The sequence below is a fragment of the Paenibacillus sp. J5 genome (assembly GCF_054955055.1).
In genome coordinates, this window is the sequence record NZ_JBUEDD010000005.1 from 214893 (window position 1) to 237683 (window position 22791).

At 56.7% G+C, this 22791-nt stretch carries 16 protein-coding genes; 3 read left to right on the forward strand and 13 right to left on the reverse strand.

The genetic code is table 11. The features are described from left to right. Positions 1–131: 131 nt before the first annotated feature. Complete coding sequence (locus tag ACY1JZ_RS11080; RefSeq protein ID WP_462629186.1) at positions 132–1769, reverse strand: response regulator transcription factor; 1638 nt, start codon at positions 1767–1769, stop codon at positions 132–134. A 3-nt stretch (positions 1770–1772) separates the two neighbouring features. Then, positions 1773–3638: a cache domain-containing sensor histidine kinase gene (locus ACY1JZ_RS11085; RefSeq protein WP_462629187.1), complete on the reverse strand. Its 1866-nt coding sequence runs from the start codon at positions 3636–3638 to the stop codon at positions 1773–1775. Between the two features lie 125 nt (positions 3639–3763). On the opposite strand from ACY1JZ_RS11085, the gene ACY1JZ_RS11090 reads away from it, so the two are divergent. The 3 genes from ACY1JZ_RS11090 to ACY1JZ_RS11100 all read left to right on the forward strand — a co-directional run bounded on the left by ACY1JZ_RS11090 (position 3764) and on the right by ACY1JZ_RS11100 (position 6855). Next, entirely contained in the window at positions 3764–4645 is an 882-nt protein-coding gene (locus tag ACY1JZ_RS11090; protein WP_462629188.1) for a carbohydrate ABC transporter permease, read from the forward strand. 1 nt (position 4646) lies between these two features. Then, positions 4647–5480 carry a carbohydrate ABC transporter permease gene (locus ACY1JZ_RS11095; protein WP_462629189.1) on the forward strand — a complete coding sequence of 278 codons (834 nt, stop codon included), beginning with the start codon at positions 4647–4649 and terminating at the stop codon, positions 5478–5480. A 70-nt stretch (positions 5481–5550) separates the two neighbouring features. Beyond that, entirely contained in the window at positions 5551–6855 is a 1305-nt protein-coding gene (locus tag ACY1JZ_RS11100) for an ABC transporter substrate-binding protein (RefSeq protein WP_462629190.1), read from the forward strand. A 206-nt stretch (positions 6856–7061) separates the two neighbouring features. On the opposite strand, the gene ACY1JZ_RS11105 is transcribed toward ACY1JZ_RS11100, so the two are convergent. The 11 genes from ACY1JZ_RS11105 to ACY1JZ_RS11155 all read right to left on the reverse strand — a co-directional run bounded on the left by ACY1JZ_RS11105 (position 7062) and on the right by ACY1JZ_RS11155 (position 22790). Beyond that, complete coding sequence (locus ACY1JZ_RS11105) at positions 7062–8618, reverse strand: xylulokinase (RefSeq protein ID WP_462629192.1); 1557 nt, start codon at positions 8616–8618, stop codon at positions 7062–7064. A 5-nt stretch (positions 8619–8623) separates the two neighbouring features. Continuing rightward, on the reverse strand, positions 8624–9436 hold the full coding sequence (gene trpA / locus ACY1JZ_RS11110; RefSeq protein WP_462629194.1) for a tryptophan synthase subunit alpha: 813 nt from the start codon (positions 9434–9436) through the stop codon (positions 8624–8626). After that, complete coding sequence (locus tag ACY1JZ_RS11115) at positions 9433–10392, reverse strand: ABC transporter permease (RefSeq protein ID WP_462629195.1); 960 nt, start codon at positions 10390–10392, stop codon at positions 9433–9435. The genes trpA and ACY1JZ_RS11115 overlap by 4 nt, the downstream gene beginning before the upstream one ends. Next, positions 10389–11903 (reverse strand): sugar ABC transporter ATP-binding protein, encoded by a 1515-nt coding sequence (locus tag ACY1JZ_RS11120; protein WP_462629196.1) that lies wholly within the window; start codon positions 11901–11903, stop codon positions 10389–10391. Before ACY1JZ_RS11120 ends, ACY1JZ_RS11115 begins: the two co-directional genes overlap by 4 nt. A gap of 22 nt (positions 11904–11925) precedes the next feature. After that, complete coding sequence (locus ACY1JZ_RS11125; protein WP_462629197.1) at positions 11926–12855, reverse strand: sugar ABC transporter substrate-binding protein; 930 nt, start codon at positions 12853–12855, stop codon at positions 11926–11928. Between the two features lie 54 nt (positions 12856–12909). Then, positions 12910–13878 (reverse strand): sugar-binding transcriptional regulator, encoded by a 969-nt coding sequence (locus ACY1JZ_RS11130; RefSeq protein ID WP_462629198.1) that lies wholly within the window; start codon positions 13876–13878, stop codon positions 12910–12912. A gap of 202 nt (positions 13879–14080) precedes the next feature. Further along, a complete protein-coding gene (locus ACY1JZ_RS11135) occupies positions 14081–16414 on the reverse strand; it encodes a beta-galactosidase (RefSeq protein ID WP_462629199.1) in 2334 nt (777 codons plus the stop codon). 3 nt (positions 16415–16417) lie between these two features. Further along, the gene (gene galA, locus ACY1JZ_RS11140; protein WP_462629200.1) at positions 16418–19219 is read right to left on the reverse strand and encodes a beta-galactosidase GalA; all 2802 of its coding nucleotides are present in this window, start codon (positions 19217–19219) and stop codon (positions 16418–16420) included. 80 nt (positions 19220–19299) lie between these two features. Further along, positions 19300–20838, reverse strand: coding sequence for an ABC transporter substrate-binding protein (locus tag ACY1JZ_RS11145; RefSeq protein ID WP_462629202.1), 1539 nt, complete (start codon positions 20836–20838; stop codon positions 19300–19302). 74 nt (positions 20839–20912) lie between these two features. After that, positions 20913–21848 (reverse strand): carbohydrate ABC transporter permease, encoded by a 936-nt coding sequence (locus ACY1JZ_RS11150; protein ID WP_270164458.1) that lies wholly within the window; start codon positions 21846–21848, stop codon positions 20913–20915. A gap of 21 nt (positions 21849–21869) precedes the next feature. Continuing rightward, positions 21870–22790, reverse strand: a complete 921-nt coding sequence (locus ACY1JZ_RS11155; RefSeq protein WP_270164459.1) for an ABC transporter permease — start codon at positions 22788–22790, stop codon at positions 21870–21872. Position 22791: the final 1 nt, after the last annotated feature.

The window sequence follows — 22791 nt, forward strand, 5'->3', positions numbered from 1 at the left end:
TGCGAATTGTGTCACAAAAGCGCCTAATGTAGCTCTGCATCACTGAGACGGGACACAAAATCATGCTGCCGCAGGTTGCGCTGAATCTAAAGGGTGAGACCCACGTGGATGCTGCACGATGCCTAAGCAGACTAACCACGCGATTCCTGCTGCTGGCGATATTCGCGCGGAGACCGTCCCTCCTGCTTTTTGAAGACTTTACTAAAATACTTCACGTCGCTGAAGCCAACCATCTCTGCGATCTGCACCAGCTTCAGATACGGATTAAGCAGCAGTTGCTTTGCCTTGCCGATGCGGTAGGCGCTCAAGTAATCGGAGAAATTGTGGCCAAATTCCTGCTTGAATTTACGCGAAATGTATTCGCGGCTCAAATGGAAAGCAGCAGCAAGCTGCTGCAAGGACAGATTGTCCATATAATGCTTGTCGATGTAGGCGACAATATCATTGATCGCGCTGCTTTCGCGTGCCTGGTGCTCCAGTATTACCCTGGACAATCCGGTTAGTGCAGCTCGCAGCCAATCTCCCCAGGCATAGATAGAGAAGGAAAAGGACGCCCCGCCGACGGAGGGGGCGCTGCCGAGCCAGCCCTGCCGCTCCAGCTCTGCGCGAACCGACTCGGCCTCCCCGCCCAGCTTCTCCCGCAGCAGCCGCTCGCAGAAGGAATGTACACTCGCTTGCCAAAACTGCAGCCATTCGGGGGTGATGGCTTCTGCCCGGCCAAGCATGTCGGTCCAGCGCCGCATGGCCACCTCAATCTCGCCATGATTTCCACTAAGCACAGCCATCCTCCAACCGTCTTGCAGCGGCTCCAGAGCATGTTCATTGAGCGCACCTGCAGGCTCTGCCGCAGTGATGTCATGTGCATATCTGTCCGGCTGGAGCAGGTTGCGGCGGCGGAGGGCGACAACCGCCTCATGGTATTGCTGCGGCAGGCTGCGCGGCAGTGCGCCTGCCACTCCCATGCCCATATGCATGCGACGCTGCAGCGTCTGTTCCAGCCCGTCATTGATGACGTCAACCAGTTGCTGCATAGAGTCCAGATGCTCCCAGACCAGCAATATAATCTCGCCGGGCGATCCCCAATATTTGAAGGCGATCCCACGGCCGCAGGGTGTCAGAAACTCGTTGCAGATGTTGACGAGTGCAAAATGAAGCAGCTCGCTGTTGCCGCCGAAACGCTGAAGCAGCTCGGTATCCGCCGGGTCGGTCTGCAGCAGCAGCAGTCGGGCACTGGCCGCCTGCTGCGGGATGACCCCCTCGCTGTGCAGACGGCGCAGCGAGGACTTCGCTGTCGCCGGATCATCGATCAATGAGGAGAGCAGCTTCTCGTCATAGATCGGCTTGAACTCGTTCAGTCTAATCGTCTGCTGCCGCGAGGACTGCCGCTCCCGCTCCTCTTCACGCCATTGCCCCACCGCCTTGGCCACCGCCGCATGAATCGCCTCCGGTTCAATCGGCTTCAAGATATAATCGATGCCGCCATGGCGAACTGCAGCGCGTACAAATTCAAAATCATGATGACCGCTTACAACGATTAATTTGGGCGTAGCCGCTTCATCGCCTATCCATGACATCAACTCCAATCCATTGCCCTCTGACATCATCATATCCATAATGACCAGCTCTGGCTTGTCACGACGAATCAATTCGATGGCCTCCTGCCCGCTGGACGCCTCGCCCACCGCTTCGATACCATGAACCTCCCAATCGACGAGCAGCCGAATTGCCCGGCGTACTCTCGCCTCATCATCAACGATTAGTGCTCTCATGCTTCACTCTCCGCTTTCATACTTGTTCGGCCAAGACGCAGCCGCCTCCGCAGACCCGACTTGGGTCACAGTATCCGGGCCCGCTCTTGCGATCGTGACGACGATCCGCACACCGGTCGGCTCGCTATTGCTGATTACCAGCGACGAGCTCTCACCACTGAACAGCTTGAGGCGCTGGAGTACGTTGACCAGCCCGATGGATGACCCGTGCAGATTGCGCTGCGGATCGACGGGAGGGTTGACACCGCTTGCTGACCAGGATGCCAGTTCCTGATGGAGCTGCTCCAGGCGCTCCTTGGCAATGGAAGCGCCGTTATTTTGAACCGTCAGATGTACCAGTCCAGTTCCCGCCACCGACTTCGCCGTTACAGTCAGCTCACCATTCTCGCCATTTCGATCTATACCATACTTGAAATAATTCTCTAATATAGGTTGTAATACCATTTTCGGCATCAACAATGACAGCAATTGCTCCTCCACCTCGCAGTGAAAGCGGAACCGATCTTCAAACCGCTCCTTTTGCAATTCTATGTAGGCTCTTGCATGATTCAGCTCTTCCTGGAGCGTCACGGTCTTGTCCGTATTGTGCATGCTGTAGCGCATCATATTTGCCAAGGACGACAGCAGCGCATAGATGCGGGGCACCTTCAGCTCCAGCGCCAGTGTACCGATGATCTGCAGCGTATTATTCAAAAAATGCGGATTGATCTGGGCCTGCATCGCCCGCAGTTGATTGGACTGATTCGCCAGCTCCAGCTTGTATTCGCGTAAAATCAAGTTGTTGATCGTATCCATCATGCTCCGAAAACGCAGTGTGACGATACCCATCTCATCCTGACCCACTGGCTTGATGTCCACATTCAGATTGCCGGATTGAATCTGGTTCATATAGCGCAGCAGTTGCTTGATCGGTGCCGTAATGCGCACCGAGATGAGAATCGTTGCCGCAGCAATAACAATTAGAGATAGGGCCAGCAGCAGCAGATTGATCGCAACTGCCCGGTTAGCCTCGCGCACCAGATAGGCGACGGGCACCTGCTTAATCAGCGTCCAGCGTGCCTCGCGCATCGGAAGCTGCTGATAGACGAGCATGCTGCCCTCCTGCTCGAAATGCCCGCGATCAGCCCCTTCCACAGCAATCCGTCCGGTATACCATGCCTCCTGCAGCGGCTGGCCGAGTCTTGTGGTATCGTCAGTGTAGATCAGATCGCCATTATCGTCGACAATATAGATCGTTTCGCGATTGCGCTCATACAGTTGATCCACAATGTCGGTCAACGCCGACATTTTTACATCGATGGATAAATAGCCGACCACCTCGCTTGACGGTACGCGCTCAATGCGCCGATGCATGGTAAACACCGACTCTGAAGGATACTTCGGCTGCAGCCCGGTCAAGCCATAGGTATGGCTCATATGGCTTTTCTGGGTCCAAATAATCCCCTTGTTTTCCTCCAGCCCGTCCGGGTAGACATCTGTATTATAATTGCGCTGCGGCGTGTTGAGCGTGACTAGCGTGGCCTTGCGAGATCGGGTATCATACAGATACACCTGAAAAATATCCGGCACAGAGGCCGTTATATAAGAGAGGACAGAATATACCCGCGACCCGCTTTGCGCATCGTCGTATCCTCCCTGAAGCAGCGTCAAAATCGAGTACACATTGGAGGAGCTGCGATTCAGATCGTCAAGCAGGCTGGACAGATTACGCGCGCCCTGATACAGCAGCTTGCTGTCCTCTCCAGCGACCCGATCACGCAGCGACTGCGCCGTATAGAAATACGTGACAAGCATCGTGGCTACAATCGGCAATATCGTCGCTGTCAGCAAAAACAGGATCAGCCTGGCGCGTATGCTACTCCATTTCACAATGAGCCCCACCCCCGATCAATAATTTCCCCCTGAAAGTTCTCCTCTGTCGGTGTTCCCTCCGCCACATTCCAGCCATAATAACAATACAACAATTTACAATTATAAAGAAAGGGGGCTGCGCCATGAATCCCAAACGAGCAGCCGGATGGGGCCTGCAGCTTATTTTTGTCGGACCTGTTGTTGCCTTTTTCTCCATCATCGTCGTCATTCCATTCTTCCTCGGCATGTATTACGCGCTGACGGACTGGAATGGCGTCGCGTCACAGGTGAATTGGGTCGGGCTTGCCCATTTCAAAACGATCTTCACGAATGACCCGGACTTCTGGTCCTCCTTTTGGTTCACAACCCGATTCACGCTCGTCGGAATCGTACTGACCAATATCGTCGGCTTCGCGCTCGCCTACTTCCTGATTCAAGGCTTGAAGCTGCGCAATGTGCTGCGCACGATTTTTTTCATGCCCAATGTCATTGGCGGCCTGCTGCTGGGCTTCATCTGGCAGTTCATCTTCATCAAGGGCTTCTCGACGCTCTATGATCTGACAGGCTGGTCGTTTTTTGGCTTGCCGTGGCTGGGTGACGCCACAACCGGCTTTTGGGGCATTTCCATTGTGTTCATCTGGCATTCAGCCGGTTATCTGATGGTGATCTATATCTCCTCGCTGACCAACGTGCCGAGCGAAATTGTAGAGGCAGCGGAAATTGACGGCGCAAACCGCTGGCAGATGCTGCGCAGCATTATCATTCCGCTCATTATGCCTGCGGTGACGATCTGTCTGTTCCTGGCTATCTCATGGGCATTCAAAATGTTTGATCTGAATCTGTCGCTTACCAAAGGCGGGCCGTTCAAGTCAACCGAATCGGTAGCGATGAATATCTACAACGAGGCGTTCCAGAACAATCGTTACGGCCTTGGAACGGCCAAGGCGATGTTGTTCTTCGTTATTGTTGCCGTCATTACGATGCTGCAAGTCCGTCTGACAAAAAACAAGGAGGTCGAAGCATAAGATGGCTACCAAGCGTTATACAGGACAAATGCTTGCGACCGAGGTCATTACCGTTATGGTCGGGCTGCTGTTTCTGTCGCCGTTCTACTTCCTGTTCGTCAACTCGGTCAAGCCGTTTGGCGAGATTATGTCTGACTCGGCAAGTTGGCCGAGGGCTGTGCAGTGGGATAATTTCACACGGGCTTGGGAGCTTACCAAATTCCCGCAAGCCTTCACCAATTCCTTCCTCATTACCGTCGTCAGCGTCTCGCTGATGGCGCTGATCAGCGCCATGGGCGCCTATCGGATGGTGCGGACCAATACAAGATTCAACCGCGTGCTGTTCTTTATGTTCATCGCTTCGATGATCATTCCATTCCAGTCGATCATGATGCCGCTGCTGCGCATCGTGAACGAGCTGGGGCTGAACGGCAGTCGATTCGGACTGATTTTCACTTATCTGGGTCTGGGGGCGTCGATGACACTGTTTCTGTTCCATGGCTTCGTCAAGTCGATTCCGGCAGAGATCGAAGAGGCAGCGGTTGTCGACGGCTGTACCGGGATTAGCGTCTTTTTCCGTATTGTGCTGCCGATGTTACAGCCGATGATGATGACCGTCATTGTACTTAACTGTCTATGGGTCTGGAACGACTATTTGCTGCCGTCGCTGATATTGCAGACACCGGAGCTGCGCACGATACCGCTGGCGACCTTTGCCTTCTTCAGTCAATATACGAAGCAGTGGGATATCGCGCTGCCAGCGCTCATCCTGGGCATTACACCGATTATTATTTTCTTCCTAGCGCTGCAGCGCTATATTGTCGAGGGAATTGCAGCAGGCTCGGTCAAGGGCTAGCTCCCTTCCAACTGCTGTTCCATATAGCCATGATTCACAGTCTTATTACTTGAATAGGGGGATTACTACGATGAAGAATAGCAAGCTCTCAATCGTTATGGCATCCGTGCTGTCACTGTCGGTGATGCTGGCAGCATGCGGGGGTGGAGGCGGGAGCCCGACAAGTGCAGGAACAGCGGGGGGAAGCAACGCAAGCGGCAGCGGGCCGCAAAAGACTGTAACCGTCTTTCAATTCAAAACAGAGATCGTGGAAGGGCTTAACGAGCTGAAGGCTGCCTTCGAACAGGATTATCCGAACATCAAGCTGGACATTCAAACGGTAGGCGGCGGTGCAGACTACGATGCGGCGCTGAAAGCCAAATTTGCATCCGGCGCAGCGCCTGACATCTTCTCCAACAACGGCTATGCGAGTCTTGATATGTGGGAGGAGAAGCTGGAGAATCTGTCCGATCAGCCATGGGTAAACGATCTGGTGCAGCTCGCTGCAGGAGCCATCACCAAGGAGAACAGGGTATATGGATTGCCGCTTGATCTGGAGGGATTTGGATACGTGTATAACAAGGACTTGTTCGCCAAGGCTGGCATTGCCGAGCTGCCGATGACCTACTCCGCCTTGGAGGAGGCGGCGAAAAAGCTGCAGGCCGCCGGCATCACGCCATTTGCCAACGCTTATCAGGAATGGTGGCTCGTCGGCAGTCAAGGGATCAGTGTGGCTTTTTCCAATCAGGACAATGCCGACGAGTTCATCGCCGGGCTGAATGACGGGACGGCATCGATGATCGGCAACAAGCATTTTGAGGACTGGGCGAAGCTGATGCAGTTGACACTGGATTATGGCAACAAAAACCCGCTGACGACCGACTACAATACACAAGTGACGATGTTTGCCAATGGCGAGGCGGCGATGATGCAGGAAGGCAACTGGGCACAAACGATGATTGACGGCATCAGCCCGAACCTGAATATCGGCATGCTGCCGATGCCACTCAATGATGATGCAGCCCGAACCGGCAAGGTAACGATTGGCGTCCCCGTGAATCTGGTCGTGAACAAGGACTCTGCAGCCAAGGAAGAAGCCAAAACGTTCCTGAACTGGCTCGTCACCTCTGATATCGGCAAAGAGTATATCGTGAAGAAATTCAAATTTATTCCGGCTATGACTACAATTCAGGCTACCGCAGAGGATGTAGGGCCAATTGCTGCCGACCTGATGAACTATATTGAGAAGGGCGACATCTTCCCTCACCATGCAGGCAAATACCCGGATGGCGTCGCACAGGAATTCGGCAGCGCTATTCAGCACTTCCTTGCAGGTCAGAGCGATGTGCCGACCTGGCAAAAAAATATGCAAGCTGCCTGGGATAAGCTGAAATAGCAGCCCGGCTTGGCACCTGCCTGTTCGTGTTCACTCTAAAGCCGCACTCCGCAACAAGTTGAGCTGCCGGACAGCTACTACTGCGTGCTGCATGATACCGTGCGCTGCCCCGAGATGGAGCTGGGGCCATACGCGCTCGACAAAGCCCCCTGCATCTCAATAGAGACGAGGGGGCTTGCTTGTTCCCTGTGCCTGTGCGCGCTGTTCTAGAGTTGGAACAACGGCTGCAAGTGGGCGTACATCCTCTTATAACGTGCGAATTGCTTGTCGTAGTAGTCTGCAAGTGCAGCATCGGGGGTGAAGGTCTGTACCGCCTGCGCCGCCTTGATGCGCCCGCACAGCTCGACCAGCTCATCTCCCCAGCCCAGATGCGCAAAGCCAAGCAGCGCTGCGCCGATCGAAGGCAAATATTGCGAATCGTCCGGCACCACCAGCTCGCATTGCAATACATTAGCAATGGTCTGGCACCAGACCTTGCTCTTCGCCCCGCCACCGATCAGGGTGACGCGCAGCTTCGCATCCCGGCTCACGACCAGCTCCATCACCTGGCGAATCGAATAAGCGACGCCTTCCAGTACGGCGGCTCCCATCTGCGCCCTCGTCGTAGCCGCTCGCAGACCGATGAAGCTGCCACTGGCCAGGCTGTCCTGCACCGGACAGCGCTCACCGTACAGATACGGCAGGAACAGTACGCCCGACTCGCGCTCCGCCTCGGCAACCGCGCGCTCGAAGGCCTCGAAGGCGTTATCCTGCGCAGACTTCGCCTTAACGACAGCGGTGTTGTCACCTTCCGACGCGCCTGCAACGTCCGCAGGCAATGACGCTGACGGCCCGAAGGTGTCAACTGCCCAGCGATGGGCGCTGCCCGCATTCATCATCGGTGCAATCGAGATCTGGCGTCCTGGCTCGACATAGGCGAGATTGAACGCCCCGCTGCTGACATCCATCAGTCCAGCGGAGGCGGCTGCCACCCAGCCGGTCGTGCCAAGGTAAGCATAGACCTCGCCTTCCTCGTATACGCCAGCGCCAAGGGTCGCAGCCCCTGCATCACCGATGCCGCACAGCACCGGCGTTCCCTCTGCGAAGCCGGTATACTGTGCGCCTTGAGCATGGACGGTGCCGGCAATCTGATCCGCGCCGATAATCTGCGGCAGCTTCGCTGCATCCAGCCCGAGTCGCTCCAGCCAGGAGGTCATCCAGCTACGACTGTGAAGCTGCATCATGCCTGTGGTCGCTGCCGAGGTCGGATCGGTCACGAATTGGCCCGTCAGCCGGGCAATAATATAGTCCTTGGAGCTGATGAGGAACGATGCGGCCTTAGCATAGCTGTCCGGCTCCTGCTCCTGGAGCCAGAGCATCTTCGGCAGCGTCAGCGTGCCGTCCATATGATTGGCCGTCTCGCGCGTCACTTCGTCCTCTCCCAGCTCCGCCAGCAGCCGGGCAGCCTGCTCGCCCGCACGGCCGTCAGAGTAGAGAATGGCCGGCCGCACAGGCAGCATATCTGCACCGACTGGAATGCAGTCCTGCATCTGTCCACTGAAGGAGATCAGCTTGATGCTGGCCGGATCGATCCCGGACCGGAACCAGTGCTGTGCAATCTCGGTTATGGCCTTGTACCAATCCTCTGGATGCTGCTCGACGCTACCTTGTGCCTGGCTGACCTCCATCGGAATGTTGTTCTCGAATGCAATCGAGGCCTGCTCATCGACCAACACGCCCTTCGTGTTGGTCGTGCCCAGATCAAATGCTGCGATATAGCTCATCCAGATCACCCCTCGTGTGTGGTCATCGTCTCCATCTTCATCTCCGCCACGAGACGATATAACGAATCCTTCTCATCGTTCTCGCGCCGGGCAACCAGCGCCGAGCCGACGACAGCGCCGTCGAACCCGCTCGTGATTGCCTGTCCAACCTTCTCCGGTGTGCGCAGACCGAAGCCGGAGACGAGCATGCCGTCAGGCAAGCTTGCACGCAGCTTGGCGCACAGACCCGACAGATCGGTGACATTCGCCATCGGATCGCCTGTCGTTCCTGCATAGGACATCGCATAGATGATTCCGGCGCCATCGCATACGCGCACCAGCGTCTCATCATCCATCCCGCCATTGGCAAAGCGCACGACATCCACCTTGGCTTCAGCAACCTCCTGCTGCACCTGCACCATGTCCTCCAGCGAGCAGTCGGGCAGCACGAGCGCGTCAATCAGCCCCTCGGCAACGAGCTTCAGGTAAAGTCCGCTACCGACGACATCGGCCTTGTAGCCCATCGCCCAGATCGGTACCGACAATCGCTCCCGAATCTGGCGGCAATGCGCAAGCAATGCCTCCTCGGTGTCCATCCCGCCAGCAAAAGCCCGGCCATGCCCGCGTTGAATAATCGGACCGTCCAGCTTCGGCTCCCGGCTCGGGATGCCAAGCTCAATAATATCAATTCCTGCTTCTACAATTTCCTGCATAACATCTAGCGCTTCCTCCGCATTCGGATCGCCTGCAATCAGGTAGCCGATCAGCAGCGCTTCTCCGCGTTCCTTGGCCGCCTGCCAGGCTTCAAGGTTGCGGGGGTTCAAAATGGGATGACTCATGCTGTTCCACGTCCCATCTTCTGCATCAGCACAGCCGCAATGACGATACAGCCTGTAATCACATCCTGCATAAAGGTCGGCACTGCGAGGATCGTCATGCCGTTAGCCAATATCCCGATGATGGCAGCGCCCACGAAGGTGCCCCATACGTTCGGCACGCCTTCCTTGAAGGAGGTCATCCCCAGAAATGCCGCAGCGTAAGCGTTCAGGAACAGCCCGTCACCGCCGTTAGGGTGAGCCGAGCCAAGGCGCGACGCCATCAGAATGCCGGTGATAGCGGCCAGCATGCCGCACAGAGCGAAGGCAGCATTCTTATTGAAGGCTACGCGCACGCCCGCTACGCGGGAGGCCGATTCATTGCCGCCGATGGCATACAGCTTACGTCCAAATGCGGTGTGGCTCATAATGTACCAGAACAGCACCGTCATAAAGAGCATAATGATCGAGAGCAGCGGAATATCACCCAGCTCGGTCTGACCCAGCACGAGGAACGATTCCGGGATATTCTCGAATACGGTGGCGCCCCCTGTAATTTTGAAGTTGATGCCGCCAATAATTGTACCCATAGCGAGCGTAGTAATGAATGATAATACTTTGAAGCGAGTAACAATCCAGCCGTTAATGTAGCCGACCGCCATCGCTGCCAGCATCGGCAGCAGGACAACGACAACCATCGGATAGCCGGCAACGGCCAGCTTGGCGGCAAAGACGCCGCCCATACTCGCCATTGCACCGACCGACAGGTCGAACTCTCCAACAGCCATCACGAGCGTTGCGCCCAGTGCGATGATGACGAGGAAGGAAATCTGGCGGCTAATATTGATAGCATTGCCGACGGTTGCGAATGAATCCGGGCTGAGCAGCGAGAATGCCAATACAATCAGCAAGCCCGCCATCACGGTGCCATAGGTGCGAATCAATCGGATATAGGATATTCCTTTGCTAGCTTCTGTCATGTGTGTACACGATCCTTTCCCTGGCTAAAACAATAAGCCAGCACCTGTTCGGGGGTAACATCCTTGTTCGGGAGCTCGACGACGATCCGGCCTTCATGCAGCACATACAGCCGATCGGCAATATCGAGCACCTCCTGCAGGTCTGACGAGACGAACAGCACCGCACAGCCTTCATCAGCCTGGTGCCTCAGCAGACGGTGAATCTCATCGCGGGTCATAATATCGACTGCTTGGGTCGGCTCATCGCACAGAAACAGCTTCGGCGAGCTAAGCAGCGCCTTGGCGAAGACAACCTTCTGCTGATTGCCACCGCTTAATTGTCCCACAGGCTGCTCGGTACCGGCAGCCTTCACCTTCAGGTCGGTCATCCAGCGCTCCGACTCCTGCAGCTCGGCACGCTTGCGCATCTTCCATCCGCTGGAGAAGCGGGAGAGGAACGGCAGCGTAATATTTTCCCGAATCGCCATATCCATCACGAGTGCATCCCGCTTGCGTTCCTCGGGAATGAGGACGACACCCTGATCGAGCGAACGGCGAGGACTCGTGGATGTCTGCGTGCGACCTTGCAGGACGATCTCGCCCGCGCTCTTGCGTCGCAAGCCATATACCGTCTCCAGCAGCTCGGTGCGTCCTGCTCCAGCCAATCCGAAGATGCCAACAACCTCCCGCTGCCGCACCTGAAGATCGACACCGTTCACCTTGCCGTCCTCCGAGTGCAGCCCGCGTACCTCCAGCACCGGCTCTCCGGCGTGAATGTCCCGCTCCTCGCGGTGGGCTTTCTTATATTCTTTATCGTTCATCAGCGAGATGAGACCGTCCCGGTCTGTATCCTGCCGGTTCACCGTCGCAACATGCCGACCGTTGCGGAATACGGTAATGCGGTCGGACAGCCGGAAGATCTCATCCATCCTGTGAGATACGTACAGGATCGATGTCCCCGCTGCCGTCAGCTTGCCGATCAGGTCAAACAACTGCTCGGACTCCTGATCGGTCAGAGATGCCGTCGGCTCATCCAGAATGAGCAGGCTGCACTCTTGCATCATCGCCCGCAAAATTTCCAGCATCGTCTTCTCCGGCGGAGACATCCGCTGAGCGGTTTTGTTCATATTTAAGGTCACACCATAGGTATCCATCAGCGCCTTGGCGCGCTGCTTCATCTCTTTCCACTGCACACCCACACCTAGCTTGCCTTTGGGATACGACAAGCCCAAATACAAATTCTCATATCCTGTAAATGAAGGAATAAGGTGACGATCCTGGTGAACCACATTAATACCGATCTGCCGGGCATCACCCGGCGTGTTAACCTGTACGGGCTGACCCTTCCACCGCAGTGTTCCGCCATCTGGCGAATAGACACCGGTTACAATTTTGATAAAGGTTGACTTACCTGCGCCATTCTCCCCGACGAGCGCGTGCACCTCGCCGGGTAGAATGTCCAGACTGACCTCGGACAGCGCATAGTGCTGTCCGAATATTTTGCTCAGGCCATCTACTCTAAGAAGAGACAAGATTACCCCTCCTTGATGTTCATTATTGTGTAATCAGTTCGGCCGGCGCATACAATTCAGTGCCTTCTACAGGCTGGCCTTGGAATACCAATTCGATCTGCTTGATGACGATGTCGGTCATGCCGGAGAAGTTCTGCTTCACCGTCGCTACCAGCGGGGTGCCCTTCTTGATCATGTCGACCGCCTGGCTGTTGCCGTCAATTCCGGTCACGATGATGTCCTTGCGTCCTGCTGCCTCGATCGCTTGTGCTGCGCCGATCGCTGCTTCGTCCCAGCCTGCCCATACAGCGGTGATCGCGCCTTCCTCTTTATTGGAGAGGAGCAAGCTTTCCATCTGCTTACGCGCATTCTCGATCGGGCCTGGCACCTCAACCTGCTGCTCTGTCAGCTTCTTGACTTCGGGATTGGCCTGCAGCAGCTCGTCCAGCTTGAGTGTACGTGCCAGCACGCCTGGATGCGGACGGTGCGTCAGCACAACCAGATTGCCCTTCGCGCCCATCTTCTCAAACAGATACTGGCTGATCATCTCCGACATGGCGCCATTGTCGCTGGTCGCATTCATTGTCATGCCTTCGATATAGCCGGAATCGCTGCCGAAGACAGGGATGCCTTTGTCTTTGGCCTTTTTAATCTGGTTCTTCAACTGGTTCGGGTCGGTGCTGACAATGACGATGGCATCACTCTTGGAGGATACAGCATCCTCCATACGACTTGCTAGCTGCCCTACATCGCCTTTGGTGTCAATGACTTGCGTCTTCCAGCCCTTATCTTCTGCTTGCTTCTTGAGCGATTCCACCATCTCATTGGTCGTTACAGAGGACAGATACGGTGTCAAAATCGAGATCGTCTTCTTCCCTTCGCTGCTGCCCTTGGCTCCGCTGTTACTGGAGCCGCAAGCCGTTAACGCGGTAACGAGTAAAAGCGCTGCCAAAATCACCATCATTTTTTTCATTGTCAAGGCCTCCCTTATTTCTGTTGGTTGTATTGAATCGCCCGCATCCTGCTGTTAGTTAGCAGGATACAAACGATGCCAATCGAGCACTTGCTTAGCAGTGGCCATATCGGTAACCAGGACATTCATCCATCTGCCCCGCAGCGCCGCCGTAATCGCTTCAATCTTGTCATTGCCGCTGGCAATCGCCACGACATTCGGAATGTCTCTCAGATCATCGACGCTCAAGCCGATCATCCGGGCTTCTGCCTCATTCTCGATGCGCTCGCCGGCAGTATTCAGGAACGAGGTGCATATATTGGATACCGCGCCAATGTCCCGGGCACGATCAATCCCCTCTTTGTCAACATAGCCGGACTGCACAATCGCCGAGCGATCCGATACTTGTCCGATCCCGACAAGCGCCACGGACGCCTTGCGAGCCTTGCCAAGCACCTCGGATATTTCCTGTTCATTCAGAAAATGATTCCGTGCCTCAGCCGAAGCGACAAGTGCCGGCGCATTCAGCAGCAAGTAGCGTGAATTCGTCCGCTCCGCAAATACTCGTGTGTTGGAGTTGGCGTGCCATACCGCGCCCTCCGAGCCCCATCCGCCAATCATCGGCACATACTGCACATCCTTCTTGCCTGACGGACTCATCTCCCGACCCACGCTGGCAATCGTCCTGCCGGCCATAATACCGACCACATCGCGATCGCGTATCATGTTCTCCAGCAGTGCTGCCGCTGCGTTAGCCATCTGCAGGGCAACGATCGACTTGTCACTATTTTGACCATTGACCACAATAACATCCTTAATGCCAAATGTCTCGGATATGGCGCGCTCGTAGGTCTGCTCCTCCGAAAATGGATTACGAATATGGATCTGAACGATCCCCTCTGACTTCGCCGCTGCCAGCAGCCGGCTGATCTGCGGTCTGGAAATGCCCAGCCGAACCGATATTTCCTGCTGATTCATACCGTCCAGATAATAGAAAGAACTGATCTTGACGAGCAATCTCGTTCTTTCCTGATTAGTATCCATTCCGCTCTCTCCTCCTCCCCCGTGAACATCTGTTCAACATAGAGAATATATTCACGACTTCATTATAACGCCGCATGTAAGCGATAGCAAGAACAATTTTTCAGGCCGGAAAATATGTGCAAAATGATAGCCCAGTATGCGAAAAAGCCGCCCCCCCGTACCACCGTGTAAGGCGGTATGGGGGGCGGCTTCTTCGCAGTTGCTACGCCAGCACGAGTCGGCACACCGGGCGCACGCTGACATCACGGATGTGAGCGTGCCGCTCCTGTGAAAGCACTCCGTCTGCAGGCACGACCTCAGGATGGGTCGGAGTCACCTGCAGTACAAGCTCGCGTCCGGCGATGCGCTCGCGGAAGCGTGACAGGCCAAGCTCCCACGGCTGACCGTTATGGAAGTTATCGTGGATCAGCTCTCCGCCGGCGAAGGCATAGCCGACATTGCCGATGTAATCAATGGACAGCAGGATGTCCTCCACACCGCTGTACGCCTCCTCGGCAATCTGGAGCGCCACCTTGCTGTCGCTGCACCGCTCCAGATGCAGCGCGATGGAGACCGGCTGCGTCTGAAGCACACAGGTCAGTGTGCCATCCTCCGCCAGCGTCTTCTCCAGACCGGCAAGCCCGACGCCTGCCAGAGCGCCCAGGTCTTCGCCAGGGAAGATGGCAAGCCTCACCTGCTCTTCGCCGCCTGTGAAGAGCTGCAGCCGCTCGCCCTCTACAGCCACCGGATGCTCGCACCATACCAGCCGTCTGCGCCCCTTCAGCTCCAGCTCCGTCAGCGTCAGCGCCTCTTGCAGCGGCAGCACGACAAGCCGCAGCTCGCCGCCCGCGGCTGTACGCAGCCGAAGGTCCGCGCGAGCCCCCGCGCGCATCACGAAGCATACCTCCTGCACCGTGCGGATACAGGCAGCGCCGCGATGCTCCACTACCTCCAGCTTGCCGCTATCCGCATCCAGACAGAGCTCGCTGTCTACGCCGTCCGGCATGAAGAAGAAGTAATGCGGCACGCCGCTCCCATCCTCGATTCGGGTAATCGGCTGCGCCGTCGCATACTGGAGCATCACTCCGTCCAGATCGAGATGGAGCGGGAATACGGCCGATAGCTTGTCCGCAATAGCGAGCGGCGCATGGCGTGGAAAGGTGATCGTCTCCTCCCCAAGTTCCACCCGGAACGTCACCTGTTCATGGCGCCGCATCTGTACATGATCCTGATAATTGTTCACGAACAGGAAGCCGCTGTTGCCCCTGACTCTGGCGGCATAGCGCAGCGTCTGGCTGTCATCCGGGGCAATGTCCGCCGCTCCGTCCGGCAGCGCGGTATCCATCTGTGCCAGCTTACCGCCGAATTCGCGCACCAGCGCGTGCACCAGCCGCAGCCTGGCCGCGGACTCCCGCACCTGGCCGAACTCGCCAAGCGGCGCCTGAAAGTCATAGGTAAAGCGCGGCGTGGAGCTTTCATTCAGGTATCCGGTTCGACCTAACGGATTCGTTCCTCCATGCAGCATGTAATAGCCGACAAAGTTGCACCCTCCGGCGATCTTCATCAGCGCCATCGCCGCCGCGCTCTCGGGCTCTACTGCAAAGCGCGCCAAATACCATGTCTGCATGCCGCCTCCCATCTCGCAGCAGGCAAACGGATAGCGTGTTCGGTCGTATGGCGGGTCGAATTCCCCGGCAGGCGCGGTATTATGATGGAAATGGACAAATACATATTCCCCTGTCGGCTGCTGCAGCGGCTGATCCCGCTTGACTGTCCATGGCGTGTAGGCATAGCCGCCATAGAGCGGCAGCACCTCATCCTCCAGTATGGGGGCGCCGCCCCAGCCTGTGCTCGTATAGATTGGGGCCTCCAGCCCCGCCGCACAGGCCAGCTCCTTGAGTGTTCGCATATGCTCTGCGCCGCCCTCGCCGCCGTTCATATATTCATCCCCCTGCTTGGCGGTCACCTCCCAGAGCGCGGCAGAGGCGCGGAATTCATTCTCCAGTTGAATGCCGATGACCGGGCCGCCATCCTTGAACATCAGCCCCCGAGCCTGACGCCCGATCTCCCGGTAGAGCTTGTCTACATACCGCAGGTAAGCAGGATCGTTAGAGCACACCTCGAAGGTACGGCCGAACAGCCAGTCCGGCATGCCGCCGTTGCGCACCTCGCCATGACAGAACGGGCCGATCCGCAGGATGACATGCAGCCCCTGCTCCGCGCACAGCTCGACGAAGCGGCGAAGATCCCGATCCCCCTCCCAGCAATAGACGCCCTCCAGCTCCTCATGATGATTCCAGAAAATATAGGTCGCTACGATATTTACGCCCGTAGCCTTCATCTTCGCCAGCTCCGTCCGCCACGCGCGGTGGGGGTAGCGAGAGTAATAAAATTCGCCGCATATGCCGAAATATGGCTCGCCGTTCCATTCCATGTAGTAGTTGGTGAAGCTTATCGTGTTGCCCGCAGGATCTGTCCCTCCCAGCCGCAGTGTGGATGGATAGATGTCCTTGTCCGGGCGGTTGCCGTTCAGATGATACACGCTTGCTTCCTTCATCGCCTAGCCTTCCTCTCTTGCAGCAGCTTGCTGCAGTACGACCGATCCGCCAATTCCACTGTTGTACAGGTCTGGCCGCAGCTCGATCAACACAGTCACCTGAAGCGCGTCGCCCGCTTGCGCCGCGGCCTTGCCCAGCGGCACCTCCATTAGATAAGGCCACACACGCTCCTCCTGATGGAGCAGTTGCCCGTCGGCATAGATTTCGATCCCCCCGCCGATCGAATGAAACAGCAGGCTCCTCTCCTCTGTCCGCTCCGACTCTGCCAGCGGAATCAGGGTACGGTACAGGATGAAGCCCTCCAGCCCCTTGAGCCGATCGAGCAGCCCATGGCCGACATCCACCTTCTCCCATGTGTTCATGTCGGAGGCCAGCACCTGCATATGCGGGTCGGGACGCTCGTCGTAGGCTTGGTGCGTGACGAGCCACTCGTTAATATAACGCTCGCGCAGCCCAGGCACAGACGGGAGCTGCGCCATAGCCTTCACCGGAAGCTCCAGTGCCAGCGGCTCCAGCCCCTCGCCCTCGGCGCGGATCGTTACGAGGCCAGAGGCAGCGCTCGGGGCGCTCTGTACGATGAGCTGGCATCGCCCATGGAACAAGCTGCGCCACGGCTCCGTATCCGGCTCATGGCTGTTCGGATCGCCGTTGCCAGTGCCTAGCAGGTGCGCCTCGCCCTCCACCGTGAAGGCAAGCCGCCGGTTATCTGTCGGCACCAAGCATCCCGCGGCATCCACAGCGCGCAGCTCGATCGCCACCGCATCCCGGCCATCGCCGAGCAGCAGCGGCTTATGCGGCAGCGCCTCCAGCCGCACCGCCTCTCCCACAGTCTCCGTGACGGCCGTCTTCACCCGCTGCCCGTCAATGTAGCCCTCCAGCCGCAGCTCGCCCGGCTCATACGGAACGAGCCATTCGGTCTGCTCATACCGGTTAATGCGCCGCCGCCCTTGGGAGCGGCCATTCACGAACAGCTCTGCCTCCTCGCAGTTGGTATGCGTCATGACACGGATCGGCTCGCCCTCACGTCCTGGCCAGCTCCAATGCGGCAGCAGATGCAGCACCGGCTCATCCAGCCAGAAGGCCTGATACAGATAGTAGACATCCTTGGCGAAGCCGCATGTATCCATAATGCCGAAGTGCGTGCTGACGCTCGGCCATTCATACGGTGTCGGCTCGCCGCGGTAGTCGAAGCCCGTCCAGACGAAGGTGCCCATGACGTAATCCCGCTCCGCGACCGCCTTCCACGCCTCGCGCGCCGTCGCTCCCCAGGGCGCGCACGCCTCATCATAGCTGGCGAACATCTGACGAGCGGGATCGTCCTCGTATTGGCTCCGTGTCGAGAAGGCGCTCACCGTCTCCGAGCCAATAACAGGCTGGCGCGGGTGCTTGGCGCGGAACTGGTCATAGGTGCCGTGCATGTAGTTGAAGCCGGTCACATCCATCACATCCGCTGTGCCGCCATCCTCCAGCACGCCGCCATGCATCGCGCCGAGCAGCGGTCGTGTCGGGTCGAGCCGCCGCACGGTGCGCATCATCCGCTTCATCATGCGCCGCCCGGTCGGCGTCCCTTGCAGCGGCTCCTCATTGAACAGGCTGTACATGATGACCGATGGATGGTTGCGATCGCGCTTCACCATGCTCTCCAGTTGGAGCAGTCCCTCCCGCGACGACTCGAAGCGGCGGTTCTCGTCCATCACCAGCATCCCGAGCCGGTCGCACACCTCCAGCAGCTCCGGCGTCGGGTTATGGTGGGCGCAGCGGTAGGCATTGCTGCCCATCTCCTTCAATCGCCGAATCCGGTACTCCTGCAGACTGTCCGGCAGTGCGACGCCGACTCCCGCATGATCCTGATGGTTGCAGGTGCCCTTGAGCTTGAGCGGTCGCTCATTGAGAAAGAAGCCCTCGTCCGGGCAGACCCGGATTGTGCGGCAGCCAAACGATGTCTCCACCCGGTCGGACAGCCTGCTCTCTGTTCCATCCACAAGCGACAGCTCGGAGTGCAGCGTGTAGAGATACGGGTCATCGACATCCCATAGCCGCACGGATGGCAACTCCAATGCCGTGGCGAGCGTCTGCTGCTCTCCCGGCGGACAGACGCCCGCAGTCTGTATCTCGGCGACAGTACAGCCGTCCGCATCCGCGATGCGGCTTGTCAGCGTATATGCCGCAGGATGCTCCTGTTCGCTGGCAATCGTCGTCTCCACATGCGCGAGCCAGCTACCATCCTGCTGCTTCTCCGGCCGCACGAAGATGCCGCGATAATCGATATGGAGCGGCTCCATGACGGTGAGCCATACATGACGGTAGATGCCTGCTCCCTCATACCACCAGCCCTCGGCTTCTGTGGCGTCCACATGGACGGCAATCAGATTCGGCTGGTCGCCAAACAGCGCCCGGTCTGTAATATCGACCATGAAGCTGGTATAGCCGCTCAGATTGCGCTCCAGCACGCTGCCATTGACGTAGATGGTGGCATGGGTCGCGATGCCGTCCAATTCAAGCAGCAGCCGCTTGTTGCGGTAGCCGTCCCCCAGCCGGAACTTCTTTCGGTACCAGCCGGTGCCTCTTGGCTTGTACCCGAAGTTCGGGTAGCCCTGCTCCCGGTCGAACGGCTGGCGGTGCGACCAGTCATGCGGCAGGTGAACCGTCTCCCAGTCGTTATCGTTCCACTGCCAGCCTGCCGGCCCCTGGGCGCCTCCCGCCTTGGCGTACCCGTATACACTCTCATGTGTCCGCACCTTCGGCCGCGCCGGTTCGCCAAGATGAAACAACCAATCCGAATCCATACTTAATCGTTCACGCATATCGCTTCCTCCTCGGCTCTGTAAGCACAAAGCACAGGCTCCGGCGGGCTTCCGCCAGGATCTGTGCTTTGTATGTGATCTTATTTATTGCTCAGGAAGGCATCAATCTGGGATTGCAGCTCGGCTTGCAGCTTGTCCACACCAGCGGCCTTCAACTGCGTGAGCAGCTCGGCATGCCCCTTCTCAATATCCTTCACCAGCCCGTATTCCAATGGAATGGCATAGCGCAGCATGACGTTGCCTACGTTCGCCATCTCGTTCTTCACCTTCTCATCGTTGAACACGAAGGTTTCCAGCGGGAAGTGGTAGATTTTGCTCTCCCATCCGTCGCTGATCGCTTGCGCCTCCGCCGGGTATTCCGCATCTACGCGGTTCAGCGGCGAGTTGGCTGCCCAGTTGGAGAAGCCGGTATAGTTCGGTGTAGCTGGTGTTGCACTGAATTTGTCGTCGCCTACCGGCTCATAGTGGACGCCGGAGATGCCATACATGAACAGATCATGGATTTCGCGGTCATTCTGCAGCAGGTCGATCACTTTCAGCGAGCTGTCTGCTTTCTTGGATGGCGCATGAAGAGCAAAGCCGTTCTGTGTCGAGATCGCTGCTTTCTTCTTCTTGTCCGGGTTCAGGTCGGCAATCTTCAGCTCCACCTCGGGCTGCTCGCGCTTCAGCTCCGCCAGGTTCATCGCTACCGTACCGATATTTTGCGCGTAGGAAGCGGTCTTGCCTGCCTTCATGTCCTGCCATACGTCATTTTTGTTGCTGACGATGTTCTTGGACCAGCCATTGTTGTCTGCAATGTCTTTGTAATAAACCAGCAGATCCTTGTACTCCTGCGTGTCGTAAACATTGAAAATTTTCCCTGATGCATCATCCAGCTTGTAGGCAAGCGGAATATTCGGGTCGATCAGCTTCCATTCGTTGTTCTGCTCCAGCATGATGGAATCCAGCTCATGCACCTTCCAGCCGTCCGCTGCTCTGGCGTTGAAGGCGTTGATGCCCTTCTCGTTGGTGCCGATCGTCTTCAGGTACGTCGCATAGGTCTCGGGGCTGTTCACCGGCTCCAGGTTATATTTCTTGCGCAGATCCTCGCGAATCAGCACGACCTTGTCAATCACCTCAGGACGGTTGTTCGGAATCATGTACAGCTTGCCGTTCACCTTCGCCTGATCCCATGCCACCTGCGGCATCGCTTCTTGTGTCAGCGGCATGTTCGCTTTGATCATATCCTCTGTAATTTCCATGAAGCCGCCCTTGAGCGCCTGATCATTGTAGAAGGCCCAGTTCGCGGTATAGACGATGTCAAAGTCCTCGCTCGCTGCAAATTTCAACGGGTATTTCTGAATCCAGTCCGCCCAGTCGAGGAATTCCACCTCCATCGTCGCGTTGGCCTTCTCCTTGAGCTTGCCGTTAAGCTGCTCCAGCACCATATCAAAATCAGCCGGCTTGCCCCCGATTAATACGGTCTTCACCTTCGTCGCGGTCTGTGCAGCGCCGCCATTGCCTGTGTTCCCTTCTGTAGCTGCGCCGCCATTGTCCGTGTTGCCGCCGCAAGCGCTCAGTAGGGTTGATAGTGTCAGGACGACAGCTGTCATCAAAAGAAGCGGTTTGAATGATTTCATCGCTCGAATCCCCCTATAAATATAATTGTTTATATGATAACCAGGTATCCCCTGTGGTCATCCTCAAGCTTCGCTTACCCTTTCACCGCGCCAATCGTCAAGCCTTGTACGAAGTAGCGCTGCACGAACGGGTACGCCAGCAGGATCGGCCCTGTTGCAACGATCGTCATCGCCATCTTCAAGCTCTCGGTCGGGATGTTCATCGTCACCACGGCACCCGAGCTGATCATGGCCCGGCGCATGCCGTCCATATTGCCCAGCATCTTGTACAGATAGTATTGCAGCGGCATCAGTTGATCCTTGCTGATGAACAGGAGCGCATGATACCAGTCATTCCAGTAGGCGAGCGTAATGAACAATCCGATCGTCGCCAGCGCCGGCTTGGACAGCGGCAGCATCAACTGCAAGAAGATGCGGAAGTCGCCCGCTCCGTCAATCTTGGCTGATTCGGTGATCGCCTCGGGAATGCTACTCATGAACGATTTCATGACGATAATATAGAATACATTCAGCAGCATCGGCACGATCAGCGCGAACAGGGTATCATTCATTTTGAGCGAGTTAATGAGCAAGTACCAGGGCACCAGGCCGCCGTTGAACAGCGTGGTGAAGAAAAAGTAGAATGAAAAGTGGTTGCGCCACTTGAAATCCTTGCGCTGGAGCACATAGGCGGTCATCGCTGTCAGGAACAGTCCCAGCAGTGTGCCGAGCGCCGTAACGGCAATGGTGACGCCGTAGGCCTTGAGCATCTGCGCCGGATATTTGAACAGCATCTCATAGGCATGAAATGAAATCTCGCTCGGAATCAGTTGGAAGCCGTCCTCGATAATTTTGGATTCCTCGGTCATCGAGGATGATACGATCAGCAGAAATGGTATGATGCACAGAATAGCCAGCACACTTATGAATACATAGCCAATGATGTTCAGCGCCAGACGATCCGAATGCTTGATGCCTGTGCCCGCTGACGGTTGTCCCGGCTTGCCGCCGGAGGTTGCGATAGCGCTCATCGTTGTCCCTCCCTCAATGAATTAGAATAGTGCACGATCCTTGTCGTATTTGCGTACAGCATAGTTGGCGAGCATGATGGTCGCAAATCCGAGCAGGGATTGGTACAATCCTGCAGCCGCCGGCAAGCCGATCTCTCTGCTGGTCGTCAAGGAGCGGAAGACGAAGGTGTCGATGACATCTGTGTACGAGAACAGCAGCCCGTTATTTCCAACCATGTTGTAGAACATTCCGAAGTCGCCTCTGAAGATATTGCCGACGGCCAGCAGCACCAGAATAATCATCGTCGGCATCAGGTTAGGCAATGTAATATGCCAGATGCGCTGGAAGACATTCGCGCCATCGATCTCCGCCGCCTCGTACATCTCGTTGTCGATGCCCGTGATTGCGGCCAGATACATAATGGAGCCGTAGCCTAGCGCCTTCCAGGCCGATACGAGCACCAGGATGAACGGCCAGTAAGCTGGGGTGTTATAAATATCGATACGCTCAAGGCCGATAGCGGTCAGCATCACGTTGAGTGTGCCTACATCATAGTTCAGCAGGTTGTAGGCAATCGCGCCGACGACAACCCAGGAGATGAAGTAGGGCAGAAACATGACGGACTGGGCGAACTTGCGAAACCATTTGCCTACCGCTTCGAACAGCAGGATCGCCGCAGCAACTTGAAGCACATTATTCACCACGATGAAGGCAATATTATACAGCGCCGTATTGCGTGTCACCATCCAGGCATTGCCGGAGTCGAAGAAGAACTTGAAGTTGTCGAGCCCGTTCCACGGACTTCCGAAGATGCCGCCGGAGTAATTATAGTTTTTGAATGCCAGCACGATGCCTGCCATCGGTACATAGGCGAACAGCAGGAAGAACAGAACTGCGGGCGCCAGCATCAGCAACAGGGTACGGTATTTTTTCACATCGTTCCAAAACCCGTGTCGATTCATA